This window comes from Kitasatospora sp. NPDC058218, from assembly GCF_042882445.1.
Lineage (GTDB): Bacteria > Actinomycetota > Actinomycetes > Streptomycetales > Streptomycetaceae > Kitasatospora.
Map to the genome: position 1 here is coordinate 48,580 of NZ_JBHVWC010000009.1, position 13,741 is coordinate 62,320.

Here is a 13,741-nt window from a genome sequence, read left to right on the forward strand (position 1 = left end):
ACCGCGGTGCTACATGGGCGGGTTGCCGTGCTTGCGGCTCGGCAGGTCCGCGTGCTTGGTGCGCAGCATGGCCAGCGAGGAGGCCAGGACCTGACGGGTCTCGGCCGGGTCGATGACGTCGTCCACGAGGCCGCGCTCGGCCGCGTAGTACGGGTGCATCAGTTCGTTCTTGTATTCCTTGATCTTCTGAGCCCGCATCGCCTCGGGGTCCTCGGCGCCGTTGATGTCCCGGCGGAAGATCACGTTGGCGGCGCCCTCGGCGCCCATGACGGCGATCTCGTTGGTCGGCCAGGCGAACGAGAGGTCCGCGCCGATCGAGCGGGAGTCCATCACGATGTACGCGCCGCCGTAGGCCTTGCGCAGGATCAGCTGGATGCGCGGCACGGTGGCGTTGCAGTAGGCGTAGAGCAGCTTGGCGCCGTGCCGGATGATGCCGTCGTGCTCCTGGTCGACGCCGGGCAGGAAGCCGGGGACGTCGAGCATGGTGACCAGCGGGATGTTGAAGGCGTCGCACATCTGGACGAAGCGCGCGGCCTTCTCGCTCGCGTTGATGTCGAGCACGCCGGCCAGCGACTGGGGCTGGTTGGCGATGATGCCGGTGACGTGGCCGTCGATCCGGGCCAGTACGCAGAGCACGTTGGTGGCCCAGCGCTCGTGGACCTCCAGGTACTCGCCGTGGTCGACGATCTCCTCGATGACCTTGCGCATGTCGTACGGGCGGTTGCCGTCGGCCGGCACCAGGTCGAGCAGCACGTCGTTGCGGCGGTCCACCGGGTCGTCGTTGACGACCGGCGGCGGCATCTCGCGGTTGTTCTGCGGCAGCAGCGAGAGGAGGTAGCGGACCTCCTCGATGCAGGACTGCTCGTCGTCGTACGCGAAGTGCGAGACGCCGGACACCCCGGAGTGGACGTCGGCGCCGCCGAGCCCGTTCTGGCTGATCTTCTCGCCGGTGACGGCCTGGACGACGTCCGGGCCGGTGATGAACATCTGCGAGGTCTCGCGGACCATGAAGATGAAGTCGGTCAGGGCCGGGGAGTACGCGGCGCCGCCGGCGCACGGGCCGAGCATCACCGAGATCTGCGGGATGACGCCGGAGGCCCGGGTGTTGCGCTGGAAGATGCCGCCGTAGCCGGCCAGGGCGGTGACGCCCTCCTGGATGCGGGCGCCGGCGCCGTCGTTCAGCGAGACCAGCGGGGCGCCGGCCGCGATGGCCATGTCCATGATCTTGTGGATCTTCTGCGCGTGGGCCTCGCCCAGGGCGCCGCCGAAGATCCGGAAGTCGTGGGCGTAGGTGAAGACCGTCCGGCCGTGCACGGTGCCCCAGCCGACGATCACGCCGTCGGTGTGCGGCTTCTTCGCCTCCAGGCCGAAGCCGGTGGCGCGGTGCCGGCGCAGCTGCTCCACCTCGTGGAACGAGCCCTCGTCGAGCAGCAGCTCGATGCGCTCGCGGGCGGTCAGCTTGCCCTTGGCGTGCTGGGCCTCGGTGGCCTTCTCGCTCGGGCCGCGGCGGACCTGGTCGCGCAGTTCGTGCAGCTCGGCGACCCGCCCGTGGGTGTCGGCCGGGATCTCGGGAACCTCGTCGCCGACCGGCGCCTCATGCACAACCGTCATCTCGAACCACTCCAAGGGTGAGGGAACTGTCCGACAGCCAACGTCTGCTGTGCCCCCGGCTGCGAATCACTTTCTTCACTTATGACTGTACGAGGGGCCGCACGCTGGTTTCGGCGTCGATTCCGTACAAGGTCGCGTCCGTTTAGATGTCAGGGCTGCACAGAAACCGGCCGGTGGGGCTGCGTACACTACGTGTCTGTTCGATTACCCGAAGCTGTCGCCATGGCTGCCGGCAGATGATCTGAACATGAGGGAACGCGCAGGTCAGGGGCGTCCGTGCCGGTGTCGGCCGGGGTGTTCCGAGGCTCACGGCCGAGGGGCGCCGGTCGGCCGCGACCCGGTCGGCGCAGCGTGTCCGGCCGCCCGCCACTCGTAGGGATGCACCAAAAACGCCGCAACCCACCCGGAAGCTCGCCGGGTGGGCTGTCCGGGGGACTCGGCTCAGCTCTTACGGCCGTCCTCCGGCTCGTCCTTGCCGCGCAGCTCCTCCTCGCGGCGGCGCAGATCGGCCTCCCACTGCTTGAGCATGTCCTCGTGCTGCTTGTTGTCCTTCTTCAACGAGGCCAGGAACTCCGGGTCGTCGTCCGGCGCGAGCGGCCGGCCCCCGCGCGGGCGCTCGTACTCCGGGTAACCGGCGCCGCCGCCGGCCGGGTGGGTCTGCGGGGCGCCGCGCCGCTTGCCGGCCACCAGCCAGGCGATCGAGCCGACCAGCGGGAAGAGCAGCACGATGATCACCCAGACCACCTTCGGCAGGTGCTTCACCTCGTCCTCGGGCGTGGTCAGGCAGTCGATGAAGGCCCACACCCAGAGGGCGAGCGGGAGCACGAAGGTCAGAATCCTCAGCACGGCGGCGATCTCCCCCGGCGACGGCGGTTGCGGCGGGCGGCCTCGAAGCGGCGGGCGGCTTCGGAGGGGCCCTTGACCGAGCCAGGCTATCGGGTGGCGGATACTGACTGGCATGGCATACGACGATCTCCGCTCGTTTCTGCGGGCCCTCGACCGCGAGGGCGATCTCAAGCGCATCAAGGCCGAGGTGGACCCCCATCTGGAGATCGGCGAGATCGTCGACCGGGTCCAGAAGGCCAAGGGTCCGGCCCTGCTGTTCGAGAACGTCAAGGGCTCGTCGATGCCGCTGGCGATGAACGTCTTCGGCACCGAGCGCCGGCTCGCCAAGTCGCTCGGCCTCAAGGGGCCCGAGGACATCGCCGAGAAGATCGCCGGACTGCTCAGGCCCGAGCTGCCGCACGGCTTCACCGGCTTCCGGGACGCCTTCGGCAAGCTGGCCTCGATGGCCCACGTGCCCCCGCGCAACGTCAAGGACGCCCCGGTCCAGGAGGTCGTGCTCACCGGTGACGACGTCAACCTGGACGAGCTGCCCGCCCTCTTCACCTGGCCGCTGGACGGCGGCTCCTTCTTCAACCTGGGTCTGACCCACACCAAGGACCCGGACAGCGGCGTCCGCAACCTCGGCCTCTACCGCCTCCAGCGGCACGACCGGCGGACCATCGGCATGCACTGGCAGATCCACAAGGACAGCCGCAACCACTACGCGGTGGCCGCGAAGCGCGGCGAGCGGCTGCCGGTCGCGATCGCCTTCGGCTGCCCGCCGGCCGTCACCTACGCCGCCACCGCGCCGCTGCCCGGTGACATCGACGAGTACCTGTTCGCCGGCTTCGTGGCCGGGGAGCGGGTGAAGATGGTCGACTGCAAGACCGTGCCGCTGCAGGTCCCGGCCGACGCCGAGGTGGTGCTGGAGGGCTGGCTGGAGCCCGGCGAGATGCTGCCCGAGGGCCCGTTCGGCGACCACACCGGCTTCTACACGCCGCAGGAGCCGTTCCCGGCGCTGACGATCGACTGCGTGACGATGCGCCGCCGGCCGATCCTGCAGTCCATCGTGGTCGGCCGCCCGCCGACGGAGGACGGCCCGCTGGGCAAGTTCACCGAGCGGTTCTTCCTGCCGCTGCTGAAGATCATCATCCCGGACATCGTCGACTACGACCTGCCCGAGGCCGGCGGCTTCCACAACTGCGTGATCGTCTCGATCGACAAGAAGTACCCCAAGCACGCCCAGAAGACGATGCACGCCATCTGGGGCGCCCACATGATGTCGCTGACCAAGCTGATCATCGTCGTGGACTCCGACTGCGACGTGCACGACTACCAGGAAGTCGCCTGGCGGGCCTTCGGCAACGTCGACTACAGCCGGGACCTCACCGTCGTCGAGGGCCCGGTCGACCACCTCGACCACGCCTCCTACCAGCAGTTCTGGGGCGGCAAGGCCGGTATCGACGCGACCCGCAAGCTGCCCGAGGAGGGCTACACCCGGGACGGTGGCTGGCCGGAGATGGTCTCGTCCGACCCGGCCGTCGCCGCGCTGGTGGACCGTCGCTGGAAGGAGTACGGGCTCTGATGAGTACGGCCGCCGCACTCCCCGAAGTCCCGCCCGGCAAGGTCAAGGCCTTCCTGCGGTTGGTGATGATCGAGCACTCGGTCTTCGCCCTGCCCTTCGCCTACATCGCCGCGCTGACGGCCATGTTCCTCGCCGACGAGCGGGTGCACTGGGGCGAGCTGTTCGTCGTCACGGTCTGCATGGTCGGCCTGCGGACCTTCGCGATGGCCGCCAACCGGATCATCGACCGCGAGATCGACGCCCGGAACCCGCGCACCGCCGGGCGCGAACTGGTCACCGGCGCGGTGTCGGTGAGGACGGCGTACGTCGGCTCGGCGGTCGCCCTGGTGGTCTTCCTCGGCGCCGCCGCGCTGCTGAACCCGCTCTGCCTGGCGCTGGCGCCGGTCGCCGTCGTGCCGATGGTGGTCTACCCGTACGGCAAGCGGTTCACCGACTTCCCGCAGGCGATCCTCGGCCTGGCCCAGGCGATGGGCCCGATCGGCGCCTGGCTCGCCGTCACCGGCACGTGGTCCTGGGACGCGGTGGTCCTGGGTGCGGCGGTGGGCATCTGGATCGGCGGCTTCGACCTGATCTACGCCTGCCAGGACGTCGCCTCCGACCGGGTGGGCGGCGTCCGTTCGGTGCCGGCGCGCTTCGGCGTCCCGGCGGCGATCCGGGGTGCCCGCGCCTGCCACGTGCTGACCACGCTGCTGCTCGGCTGGTACGCCGTGCTGACCGACGCCGGCCCGGCGTTCTGGGTCGGCCTGCTGGTGGTGGCGGGGGCGTTCGGCTACGAGCACAGCATCGTGAAGCCCCACGACCTGTCGAAGCTGAACCGGGCGTTCTTCCAGACCAACGGCTTCGTCGGGATCTCGCTGTTCTTCTTCGCCCTGGTGGACCTGGTCGTGCGCGGCCTGGGGATCTGACCTCCCCGGCCGTGCGGGGGGCGGCCTCGCGTCGCCCCCCCCCCGCCCCCCCCACGGCCCGGGCGCGCCCGGCCGGTCCCGCCGGGCGCGCGGTCGACCGGGTGGCCTAGCGGCCGGCGTCCTCGTCGAGGGTGTGCTTCACCAGGGCGTTGGCGTGGCCGTGGCCCAGTCCGTGCTCGGACTTGAGCCAGGTGACCAGCTCGGTGTGCCCGGTCAGCGGGGAGGAGCGGATCAGCTCCTTCCAGTGCGCGACCGGCAGGCCGTACTTCTTCTCGATCGAGGGGAAGTAGCTGGCGGGACCCTTCACGGGTTCGGTTGTCACGGGATTCTCCTGTCGGGGTCGTCAGCGGTGGGTCGATCATGCCGGGGCGGTGGTCACGCCGCCAGCCCGGCCATGGTGGCCGAGAGCCAGCCGAGGCCGAGGGCGGCCCCCGCGGTGAAGGCCGCCACGGTGACCGAGGACCCGGCGAAGCCGGCCAGCACGCCGACCGGCACCAGCCGGGAGGCCAGGGCCCAGCCGCGCCGGCCCGCGGCCGCGAAGGGGCGGGCGAGGACGAGGAACGCCGCGCAGAGCGCCAGGTAGCCGACCGAGCCGGCGACCATGTGCACGGTGCCGTGCGCGCTGAGCTCGCCGACCCGGTCCTGCGGTGCGCCGACCGGGAACCCGGCCCCCGGATCGGCCGAGAACACCCCGCTGACCAGGAACGAGGCGCCGAACACGGCGACCAGCCGGGGGGCGGCGGTGGCGCCCGGGCCGCCGCGCAGCACCCGGTGCAGGCCGACCGCACCGGCGAGGACGAGGGCGCCGGTGAGCAGGAAGGCGGCCTGCTGGATCAGGCCCAGGTCACCGAGGCTGAGCTGGCTCAGGGCGTTGCGGCCGAAGTCGAAGCCGTCCCGGGTGAGGCCCTGGGCGATGCCGACGACGAGGAACAGCGGGCCGGCGGCGGCGCCGGAGGCCAGCAGGAGCCTGGTCGACGGAGCGGCCGCCGGGGCCGCGAGGGCGTGGGTCATGAGGTCGGTCCTCCGTGCTTCGCGGTGGTGTTGCAGGTTGGACCGGGCGCGGCGACGGAACTCATCGGTGCGGTGGAAGTGACCTGCGTCACAGGGGCCGCCGGCCCGCCGGTCTACGATCCGGTCGGGGTCGCCGCGTCGCCGCCGACACCTCGCATCGGCGGCGCAGGGCCGCCCGGACGTACGGAGAGCCCGATGACCGCCGACTTCCGTGCCGACCGGATCGGCAGCGCGCTGCGGGGCGAGAACCCCACCGTGGTGCGCCGGCTCGACGCCGGGTTCGCCGTCATGGGCGACGTCCAGTTCCTGCCCGGCTACGCGATCCTGCTCACCGACGAACCGGGCGTCGAGCGCCTCTCCGACCTGCCCCGCCCGCGCCGGCTCGCCTACCTCGCCGACCTGGACCGCCTCGGCGAGGCCGTCGAACGCGCCTGCCGCGCCGCCGATCCCGCCTTCCGCCGGGTCAACCTGGAGATCCTCGGCAACACGGACCCGATCCTGCACGCCCACGTCTGGCCCCGCTTCGACTGGGAGCCGGACCACCTGGTGCGGATGCCGGTCTGGCTCTACCCCCAGGACCACTGGCGCGACGCCCGCCACGCCCTCGGCCCGGACCAGGACGCCATCCGCGCCGCCATCGGCGCGGAGCTCGACGCGCTGCGCTGATATTCCCTCAGGCCGGCGCCGTCACTCCATCCCGTGAACCCGGCCGCGCACCCAACGGGCCCGGCCCGGGCGCCGGTTACGCTGCGCCCATGGACATCGTGATCCCGCTCTTCGACCGTTTCGAGCCGCTCGACGCGATCGGGCCGTACGAGATCCTCGGGCACGTCCCGGGCGTCGACGTGCGCTTCGTCGCGCCCGAGCCGGGGCGGGTCACCGATGTGCTGGGGGCCCTGACGGTCGACGTCCCCACCCGGTACTCGGAGATCGACTCCTGCGACGTGCTGCTCGTCCCCGGCGGCGGTGGGGTGCGGCCGCTGCTCGCCGATCCGGACTTCCTGGACTGGGTCCGCGGGGTGCACGGGGCGACCAGGTTCACCACCTCGGTCTGCACCGGCTCGCTGGTGCTCGGCGCGGCCGGGCTGCTCAAGGGCCTCACCGCCACCACCCACTGGGCGGCGGTCGCCGACCTGGAGGCCCACGGCGCCACCTACACCGCCGAGCGGGTCGTCCGCCACGACCGGATCATCACCTCGGCCGGCGTCTCCTCCGGCATCGACATGGCCCTGGGGCTGGCCGCCCTGCTCACCGACGACCTCACCGCCCAGGCCGTCCAGCTCCTCACCGAGTACGACCCCCGACCCCCGTTCGACACCGGCTCCGTGGCCAAGGCCCCGGCCGCCGTCCGGGAGCGCGTCCGCACGCTCGGCTGAGTGGTCGCCGCTACCCCACGGCGCCGAGGTCGCGCCGGTACCGCAGGCCCGGGCGGTCGCCGATGGCGAGCTCGCCGATCACGGCGAACCCGGCTCGCCGCAGCACGGCCCTCGACGCCGCGTTGTCGAGCGTGGTGACGGCGGTGAGCGTGGTGAGGCCGTACTCCGCCGCGGCCAGGCGGCACACCTCGTGGACGGCCGCCGTCGCCGCGCCCCGGCCGGCGGCCCGCTCGCCGATCCGGTAGCCGAGCTCGGCCGCCCCGGCCGCGACGTCCACCAGGTTGACCCGGCCGAGGAGCTCGCCCCGCTCGTCCACCAGGAGGTGGAAGTGGCAGGCCCCGCTGGCCTGTTCGGCGAGCAGGGCGCGGTGCCGGTCGGCGAACTCCGCGAAGTAGCCGTCCCCGCGATCGGGGACGGACCGGGCGAAGTACTCCCGGTTCTCCCGCTCGAAGGCCAGCAGGGCCGGCGCGTGGTCGGCCCGGAGCCGCTCCAGTCTCGTGGTCATCCGGGGAGCGTAGTCCGGTCGGCGGAAGCGGGCGGCATGTTCCTCGGCCCGGGCGCGCAGCGTCCGGGCGGGCCGTCCGGTGACGTCCCGGACCGTGCCGGTGACCGGCTCCGGGCCGCCGATCCGGGTCGGAGCGTGTCGTACCCGCTCCCTAGACTGGGGGTTCATCGGCCGGTCGGGACAGGAGAGTTCGCGTGGGTACTGCCAGGATCGCCGTCGTCACCACCGCCGCAGCCGCGGAGTACGACGCGGACCTCCCGTTGATCGTGGACGCCCTGCGGGCCGACGGTCTGGCGGCCGAGGCGGTGCCCTGGGACGCGCAGGCCCCGGGGTGGGAGGGGTTCGACCTGGCCGTCATACGGTCGACCTGGGACTACTCGGAGCGCCTCGGGGAGTTCCTCGCCTGGGCCGACACCACGGCCCGCGCCACCCGGCTGTGGAACCCGGCACCGGTGGTGCGCTGGAACAGCGACAAGCGCTACCTGTCGGCGCTCGCCGAGCGCGGCGTCCCGGCCGTGCCGACGCGCTTCCTCGCCCCCGGCGAGCACTGCCACGAGGCGGACTTCGACCTGGCCCAGGGCGTGGTGGTCAAGCCCGCCGTCTCCGCGGGCGCGCGCGACACCGCCCGCTACGAGCCCGGCCGGGCGGCGGACGCCGTGCGCCACGCCCGGCTGCTGCTGGACCGCGGGCGCACCGTGATGGTCCAGCCGTACCTGCCGCTGGTGGAGGAGGGGGAGCGCGGGCTGGTCTTCGTCGCCGGCGCCTTCAGCCACGCCATCCGCAAGGGGCCCGTGCTGACCGAGCCCGGAGTGATCGACAACGACCGGGTGGCCCACCCCGGCGTCACCCCGTACGTGCCGACCGAGGCGGAGCTGCGCACCGCCCGCGCGGCGCTGGCGACCGTCCCGTCGCCGGGCTCCCTGCTGTTCGCGCGGGTGGACCTGGCGCTGGGCGAGGACCGGGAGCCGGTGGTCATGGAGCTGGAGCTGATCGAGCCGAACCTGTTCCTGCGGACCGCTCCGCAGGGGCTGCGGCGCTTCGTCGACGCCGTGGCGGCCGAGGCCCGGCGGTCGGCGGGGTAGCGCCACCGCCCGGCCCCGGCGGCGCCGTCACTCGGGAGACTTGATGTAGTCCTCGTACTCGGCGGCCGTGAGCAGGCTCTCCTGGTCGCCGCCGGCCACCGGCGTGATCTCGATCATCCAGCCGTCGCCGTACGGGTCCTCGTTGACCTGCTCGGGCGCGTCGTCCAGGCCGTCGTTCACGGCGCTGATCGTGCCGCTCCGCGGCACGTAGATCTCGCTCACCGACTTCACGGACTCCACGCTGCCGAACGGCTCACCGTGCTCGAACCGGTCCCCCTGCTTGGGCAGTTCGACGTAGACGATGTCGCCGAGCTGCTTCTGGGCGTGGTCCGTGATGCCGATCCGCAGCCGGCCGTCGGGCAGGGAGCGCACCCACTCGTGGTCCTTGGAGTACGTGAGGTCGCCCGGGATGTTGGCCATGAGGGTCTCCGTGGTGTCGTCGCCGCGTCACTGACGGTTCGTCAGTCGCACGGGAGAGCCTGCTACAGATCCCGGGGCCCGGCCGGGACGTTCACCCGGGGGAGTGAGTCCGGCCCCGGCCGGGATCGGGGGCGGGGAGACAATGGCGGCGGACCACATTCCCGCCGTCGGAGGAGAACCGTGATCGGCACACTGCAGTGCATCGTGCTCGACTGCCCGCGGCCGGCCGTGCTCGCGCGGTTCTACGCGGCCCTGCTGGGCGGGGAGGTGGACCGGCCGGATCCCCGGTGGTCGCTGGGCGACGCGTGGTCGACCCTGCACACCGAGGGCGGCCCGGTGCTCTGCTTCCAGGGCGTCGCCGACCACCGCCCGCCGCGGTGGCCCGACCCGGCGTACCCGCAGCAGGTGCACCTGGACGTCGACGTGGCGGACCTCGACGGCGCCGAGCGTGAAGTCCTGGCACTCGGCGCCACCCGGCTGGGCGACGGGGGCGGCTGGCGGATCTACGCGGACCCGGCCGGCCACCCGTTCTGCCTGCTCCCGGCCCGCCCCCGGGGGCGCGGCGACGCCTGAGGGCGAGCGCCGGCCCGGCGGCCTCAGGTCAGTGACAGTTCGTCACCCACGCTGAGACGCCCGGGGGTCACCACCCCGGCCAGGGCGTCCAGCCGGCCGCCGTGGGTCTGGGCGATGGCCTTGAGGATCTCCGGGGCGTGCGGCAGGCCGGGCTGGGCGGCGGTGGTCATGACGCAGCGCTCGCTGGCCCGGACGAAGGCGAGCCGGGCGCCGGTGCCGCCGCCGCCCTCGCGGCCGAACCAGTCGTCCTCGACGAACGGCGGGATGCCGGGCGGTGTCCGCAGCAGGATGTTGGGGCGGAACCGGCGCACGTTCACGACGGCGCCGGGCGCGGCCTCGCGCACCCAGTCCAGGGTCGCCGTGGTGAGCACGCTGACCGGCAGCTGGTCGAAGTGCGAGACGGCGTCCTCGCGGGCCAGCGCGACGTCCGGGCGCTGGAGGTAGGCGCGCAGGAAGGCGGTGGGATCGGCGACCGGCCGGCCCAGCGGGTCGAACAGCTCGGGGCCGTCGAGCCGGTGGCCGAGCCGGGAGGAGAGGCGGAGCAGGCCGTCCATCCGGCGGAAGCGCCGGGTGTTCTTGCCGGAGCCCAGCTTCCCGGTGCCGTCGCGCACCGCGTAGAGGCGGTCGCCGGCCAGGCCGCGTTCGTCCACCTCGACGGAGTCGAGCCGCTCGCCGCCGGTGGACTTCACGGGGTAGCGCCAGAGCTGCTCGATCACTCCGATGATCTCTGCCATGGCGGGAAAGCGTAGCGGCGCCCGCCGGGGATGGTCTAGACCAAGTGTCGACGGGCGCTCACCCCAGTCGCGCCACCGCCCGCACCGGTGCGCCGTCGGCGGCCACCAGACGCAGCGGGAACAGCGAGACCTCCACCGGCCGACCGGCCCGCTGGGCCTCCAGCAGCACCCGCAGGTCGGTCAGGTTCTCGGCGATCACGCCGCCGCCGGGCGCCCCGAGCAGCACCCGGTGCGCGGCCAACGTCGGCTCCGGGGCGGTCGGTTGGTCGTGCTCGTCGGTCAGGTCGGCCAGCAGTGCGGCGACCGCCGGGTCGCCCGGGCCCGGGTCGGGCGTGGGGTCGACGCTGAGCGCGTCCACCCCGACCGTCCGCACCCCGGCGGCGACGATCGCCTCGGCCGCCGCCGTGCTCAGGCTGGGGTGGGCCAGGTAGGCGTCGGTGCCCCAGTGCCGGGCCCAGCCGGTGGCCAGCAGCAGGACGGTGCCCTCACCGGCCCGCTCCAGCGCCGGGGCGAGCAGTTCGGGCGTCACCTCCGCCCGCGGCTCCAGCCCCCGCAGGTCGGCGACGACCGCGGGGCCGGTGAACCGCTCCAGCGGCAGGCCGTCCAGGGTGGGCCAGGTGACGTCCACGTGGTACGGCGCGTCCACATGGGTGCCGGACTGCGAGCCGAGGTGCAGGGCCAGCACGTTCACCCCGGCGGTGGCCGTGGTGAGCGCGGGCGCCAGGACGACGGCCGGATCGCCGGGGTAGACCGGCATCGCGGTGGTCACCTGATGGGTGAGGTCGACGAGGGTCGCTGCCATGCCGCCCATCCTCGCAGGGGTGAACGCGGATGGGCCCGCCCCGGGGGCCGCCGTATAGAAAGGGGGCATGGGAACAGAAAAGCGTCAGCCGTGGGTGGTCGGGGTCTCGGGCGCGTCGGGCACGCCGTACGCCGCTTCGGTGATCCGGGCGCTGCTCGCGGCCGGGGAGCCGGTCGACCTCGTGGTCAGCCGGGCCGCCCGGCTCACCATCCTGGACGAGACCGGGATCTCCTTCCGGGACGCGCACTGGCGCACCGACCTCGCGGCCTGGCTGGGCGACGACCACGGTCTCGACGACGTCCGCCACTGGTCGGCGGGGGACTTCGCGGCCGGGCCGTCCAGCGGCTCGTACCCGGCCAAGGGCATGCTGGTCGTCCCCGCGACCACCGGCGCGGTGGCCGGGATCGCGCTCGGGCTGAGCAAGGACCTCCTCCAGCGGGCCGCCAGCGTCACGCTCAAGGAGCGCCGGCCGCTGGTGGTCTGCGTCCGCGAGGCGCCACTCAACGGGGTGACGTTGAAGCACCTGGTCGAGCTGGACGCGCAGGGCGCCGTGGTGCTCCCCGCCTCGCCCGGCTTCTACGCCGGCGGGTCCACCGTCCGCGAACTGGTCGATTTCGTGGCGGGCCGGGTGCTGGACGCCGTCGGCGTTCCGCACACGCTGTACCGCCGCTGGGAGGGCGAGTTGGGCGCGGCCGCCCGCCCGGCCGACCGGAGGGAGTGAAGGCGTGAGCCGGGGGGAGTGGGGCGGCCGGAGGCGGGAGAGTATGTTCTCTGCGATATCCGGGTTGTTCCGCGCATGGCGCCTTTGAATCCGGATAATGATCTGTGGGTCTGGTGAGGTTCGGAAGGACGCGGACGGTATATGGACACGGTGGACAGACAGCTCATCCAGGCGCTCCGGGAGAACGGCCGCGCGTCCTACGCCGAGCTGGGCCGACTGGTGGGCCTCTCCGGCCCGAGCGTCACGGACCGGATCAACCGCCTGGAGCAGGCCGGGGTGATCACCGGCTACCGCGCGACGGTCAATCCGGCCTCGCTCGGCTTCGGCGTCACGGCCCTGATCGGCCTTCAGCTCACCGACGCGGCCGACCACGAGGACGTCGCGTTCCGGCTCAAGGACCTCGGCGAGGTCGAGGACTGCTGGTTCATCGCCGGTGACGACTCGTACATGCTCAAGGTCCGGGTCTCCGACGTGGAGGGCCTGGAGTCGGTGGTCAAGCGGATCTCCGGCACGAAAGGCGTGGCCCGTACCCGTACGACCGTCGTACTCTCCACGAAGTGGGAGAACCGGGTGAGCGAGCTCCCGATGGTCGAAGGCGAGTAACACGATGGAACTGGTCGGTCTGGAGGAGCTGCGCGCGGCTCGGCAGCGGATCGCCGGGGTCGCGGTGCGCACCCCGCTGGTCCCCGCCCCCTGGGCGGGCGACGGCGAGCGCCGGCTCTGGCTGAAGCCGGAGAACCTCCAGCCGACCGGTGCCTTCAAGACCCGCGGTGCCTACAACCGCCTCGCCGCGCTCAGCGACGAGGAGCGGGCCCGCGGCGTGGTCGCCCAGTCCAGCGGCAACCACGCCCAGGCGGTGGCGTACGCGGCCGGGCTGCTCGGGATCAAGGCCCTGATCGTGATGCCGGACACCTCGCCGGCGGTCAAGGTCGAGGGCACCCGCTCGTTCGGCGCCGAGGTGCTGCTGGTCCCGCCGGCCGATCGCGACACGGTGCCGGCCGAGCTGGCCGAGCGTCACGGCTACGTCTGGGTGCCGCCCTACGACGACCGGTACATCATCGCGGGTCAGGGCACGGTCGGCCTGGAGATCGCCGAGGACGCCCCGGCCGAGCTGGACACCGTGCTGGTCCCGGTCAGCGGCGGCGGCCTGATCTCCGGGACGGCGGCCGCGCTCAAGCTCACCCGCCCGGGCATCCGGGTGGTCGGCGTCGAGCCCGAGCTGGCCGCCGACGCGCAGGCCAGCCTGCGCGCCGGCGAGCGGCTCACCTGGCCGGTCGCCGACACCTACCGGACCATCGCGGACGGGCTGCGCACGCCGTCCGTCGGTGAGCTGCCGTTCCGGCACCTCACCGCGTACGTGGACGACATCGTCACCGTCACCGAGGACGAGATCAGGGCCACGGTGGCCCTGCTGGCCCGCCGCGGCCGGCTGGTCGCGGAGCCCTCCGGCGCGGTCGCCCCGGCCGCGTACTTCCACCGCGCGGCCGAGATCGGCGGCCAGGCGGTCGCCGCCGTGGTCAGCGGCGGGAACATCGACCCGGCGCTGCTCGCGGAGCTGCTCGCGGCATGACGGCGGCATAGGCGTACGCTC

The 13,741-nt window shown here is 72.9% G+C and carries 17 protein-coding genes; 9 read left to right on the forward strand and 8 right to left on the reverse strand.

Features of this window, described 5'->3' with window-relative positions:
• Positions 1-9 precede the first annotated feature (9 nt).
• Both ACFVYI_RS07710 and ACFVYI_RS07715 read right to left on the reverse strand, forming a co-directional pair.
• Positions 10-1,611, reverse strand: a complete 1,602-nt coding sequence (locus ACFVYI_RS07710; protein ID WP_360630495.1) for an acyl-CoA carboxylase subunit beta — start codon at positions 1,609-1,611, stop codon at positions 10-12.
• Positions 1,612-2,052: 441 nt separating this feature from the next.
• The gene (locus ACFVYI_RS07715) at positions 2,053-2,457 is read right to left on the reverse strand and encodes a PLD nuclease N-terminal domain-containing protein (RefSeq protein WP_387882242.1); all 405 of its coding nucleotides are present in this window, start codon (positions 2,455-2,457) and stop codon (positions 2,053-2,055) included.
• 112 nt (positions 2,458-2,569) lie between these two features.
• On the opposite strand from ACFVYI_RS07715, the gene ACFVYI_RS07720 reads away from it, so the two are divergent.
• Together ACFVYI_RS07720 and mqnP are read left to right on the forward strand one after the other, a co-directional pair.
• A complete protein-coding gene (locus tag ACFVYI_RS07720) occupies positions 2,570-4,021 on the forward strand; it encodes a menaquinone biosynthesis decarboxylase (RefSeq protein ID WP_387882243.1) in 1,452 nt (483 codons plus the stop codon).
• Positions 4,018-4,926, forward strand: a complete 909-nt coding sequence (gene mqnP, locus ACFVYI_RS07725) for a menaquinone biosynthesis prenyltransferase MqnP (RefSeq protein ID WP_387882345.1) — start codon at positions 4,018-4,020, stop codon at positions 4,924-4,926. The genes ACFVYI_RS07720 and mqnP overlap by 4 nt, the downstream gene beginning before the upstream one ends.
• A 106-nt stretch (positions 4,927-5,032) precedes the next feature.
• Here mqnP and ACFVYI_RS07730 read toward each other — a convergent pair whose 3' ends face one another.
• Both ACFVYI_RS07730 and ACFVYI_RS07735 read right to left on the reverse strand, forming a co-directional pair.
• Positions 5,033-5,248, reverse strand: coding sequence for a DUF4287 domain-containing protein (locus ACFVYI_RS07730; RefSeq protein WP_387882244.1), 216 nt, complete (start codon positions 5,246-5,248; stop codon positions 5,033-5,035).
• Between the two features lie 53 nt (positions 5,249-5,301).
• Positions 5,302-5,937: a DUF998 domain-containing protein gene (locus ACFVYI_RS07735; protein ID WP_387882245.1), complete on the reverse strand. Its 636-nt coding sequence runs from the start codon at positions 5,935-5,937 to the stop codon at positions 5,302-5,304.
• A gap of 195 nt (positions 5,938-6,132) precedes the next feature.
• On the opposite strand from ACFVYI_RS07735, the gene ACFVYI_RS07740 reads away from it, so the two are divergent.
• Both ACFVYI_RS07740 and ACFVYI_RS07745 read left to right on the forward strand, forming a co-directional pair.
• On the forward strand, positions 6,133-6,603 hold the full coding sequence (locus ACFVYI_RS07740) for an HIT family protein (RefSeq protein ID WP_387882246.1): 471 nt from the start codon (positions 6,133-6,135) through the stop codon (positions 6,601-6,603).
• An 89-nt stretch (positions 6,604-6,692) separates the two neighbouring features.
• Entirely contained in the window at positions 6,693-7,313 is a 621-nt protein-coding gene (locus tag ACFVYI_RS07745; protein ID WP_387882247.1) for a DJ-1/PfpI family protein, read from the forward strand.
• Between the two features lie 10 nt (positions 7,314-7,323).
• On the opposite strand, the gene ACFVYI_RS07750 is transcribed toward ACFVYI_RS07745, so the two are convergent.
• Entirely contained in the window at positions 7,324-7,818 is a 495-nt protein-coding gene (locus tag ACFVYI_RS07750; RefSeq protein ID WP_387882248.1) for a GNAT family N-acetyltransferase, read from the reverse strand.
• Positions 7,819-8,012: 194 nt separating this feature from the next.
• On the opposite strand from ACFVYI_RS07750, the gene ACFVYI_RS07755 reads away from it, so the two are divergent.
• A complete protein-coding gene (locus tag ACFVYI_RS07755) occupies positions 8,013-8,900 on the forward strand; it encodes a RimK family alpha-L-glutamate ligase (protein ID WP_387882249.1) in 888 nt (295 codons plus the stop codon).
• Positions 8,901-8,927: 27 nt separating this feature from the next.
• Here ACFVYI_RS07755 and gcvH read toward each other — a convergent pair whose 3' ends face one another.
• Positions 8,928-9,320, reverse strand: a complete 393-nt coding sequence (gcvH, locus tag ACFVYI_RS07760; protein WP_387882250.1) for a glycine cleavage system protein GcvH — start codon at positions 9,318-9,320, stop codon at positions 8,928-8,930.
• A gap of 180 nt (positions 9,321-9,500) precedes the next feature.
• Between gcvH and ACFVYI_RS07765 the strand changes: the two genes are divergently transcribed.
• Positions 9,501-9,893, forward strand: coding sequence for a VOC family protein (locus ACFVYI_RS07765; protein ID WP_387882251.1), 393 nt, complete (start codon positions 9,501-9,503; stop codon positions 9,891-9,893).
• Positions 9,894-9,916: 23 nt separating this feature from the next.
• Here the strand turns inward: ACFVYI_RS07765 and ACFVYI_RS07770 are convergent, their stop codons facing one another.
• Together ACFVYI_RS07770 and ACFVYI_RS07775 are read right to left on the reverse strand one after the other, a co-directional pair.
• Positions 9,917-10,627, reverse strand: a complete 711-nt coding sequence (locus tag ACFVYI_RS07770) for an MOSC domain-containing protein (RefSeq protein ID WP_387882252.1) — start codon at positions 10,625-10,627, stop codon at positions 9,917-9,919.
• 58 nt (positions 10,628-10,685) lie between these two features.
• Complete coding sequence (locus tag ACFVYI_RS07775; RefSeq protein WP_387882253.1) at positions 10,686-11,429, reverse strand: cyclase family protein; 744 nt, start codon at positions 11,427-11,429, stop codon at positions 10,686-10,688.
• Between the two features lie 67 nt (positions 11,430-11,496).
• Between ACFVYI_RS07775 and ACFVYI_RS07780 the strand changes: the two genes are divergently transcribed.
• The 3 genes from ACFVYI_RS07780 to ACFVYI_RS07790 all read left to right on the forward strand — a co-directional run bounded on the left by ACFVYI_RS07780 (position 11,497) and on the right by ACFVYI_RS07790 (position 13,720).
• Positions 11,497-12,150, forward strand: a complete 654-nt coding sequence (locus ACFVYI_RS07780; RefSeq protein WP_387882254.1) for a UbiX family flavin prenyltransferase — start codon at positions 11,497-11,499, stop codon at positions 12,148-12,150.
• Positions 12,151-12,291: 141 nt separating this feature from the next.
• Positions 12,292-12,753, forward strand: a complete 462-nt coding sequence (locus ACFVYI_RS07785; RefSeq protein WP_329488232.1) for an Lrp/AsnC family transcriptional regulator — start codon at positions 12,292-12,294, stop codon at positions 12,751-12,753.
• A gap of 4 nt (positions 12,754-12,757) precedes the next feature.
• Positions 12,758-13,720 carry a threonine/serine dehydratase gene (locus ACFVYI_RS07790; RefSeq protein ID WP_387882255.1) on the forward strand — a complete coding sequence of 321 codons (963 nt, stop codon included), beginning with the start codon at positions 12,758-12,760 and terminating at the stop codon, positions 13,718-13,720.
• Positions 13,721-13,741 lie beyond the last annotated feature (21 nt).

Excerpts from the sequence above, each read along its gene's own strand:
- ACFVYI_RS07710 (WP_360630495.1), bottom strand. The coding sequence starts at position 1,611 with ATGACGGTTGTGCATGAGGCGCCGGTCGGCGACGAGGTTCCCGAGATC.
- ACFVYI_RS07720 (WP_387882243.1), top strand. The coding sequence starts at position 2,570 with ATGGCATACGACGATCTCCGCTCGTTTCTGCGGGCCCTCGACCGCGAG.
- ACFVYI_RS07735 (WP_387882245.1), bottom strand. The coding sequence starts at position 5,937 with ATGACCCACGCCCTCGCGGCCCCGGCGGCCGCTCCGTCGACCAGGCTC.
- ACFVYI_RS07740 (WP_387882246.1), top strand. The coding sequence starts at position 6,133 with ATGACCGCCGACTTCCGTGCCGACCGGATCGGCAGCGCGCTGCGGGGC.
- ACFVYI_RS07745 (WP_387882247.1), top strand. The coding sequence starts at position 6,693 with ATGGACATCGTGATCCCGCTCTTCGACCGTTTCGAGCCGCTCGACGCG.
- ACFVYI_RS07750 (WP_387882248.1), bottom strand. The coding sequence starts at position 7,818 with ATGACCACGAGACTGGAGCGGCTCCGGGCCGACCACGCGCCGGCCCTG.
- gcvH (WP_387882250.1), bottom strand. The coding sequence starts at position 9,320 with ATGGCCAACATCCCGGGCGACCTCACGTACTCCAAGGACCACGAGTGG.
- ACFVYI_RS07770 (WP_387882252.1), bottom strand. The coding sequence starts at position 10,627 with ATGGCAGAGATCATCGGAGTGATCGAGCAGCTCTGGCGCTACCCCGTG.
- ACFVYI_RS07775 (WP_387882253.1), bottom strand. The coding sequence starts at position 11,429 with ATGGCAGCGACCCTCGTCGACCTCACCCATCAGGTGACCACCGCGATG.
- ACFVYI_RS07780 (WP_387882254.1), top strand. The coding sequence starts at position 11,497 with ATGGGAACAGAAAAGCGTCAGCCGTGGGTGGTCGGGGTCTCGGGCGCG.
- ACFVYI_RS07785 (WP_329488232.1), top strand. The coding sequence starts at position 12,292 with ATGGACACGGTGGACAGACAGCTCATCCAGGCGCTCCGGGAGAACGGC.
- ACFVYI_RS07790 (WP_387882255.1), top strand. The coding sequence starts at position 12,758 with ATGGAACTGGTCGGTCTGGAGGAGCTGCGCGCGGCTCGGCAGCGGATC.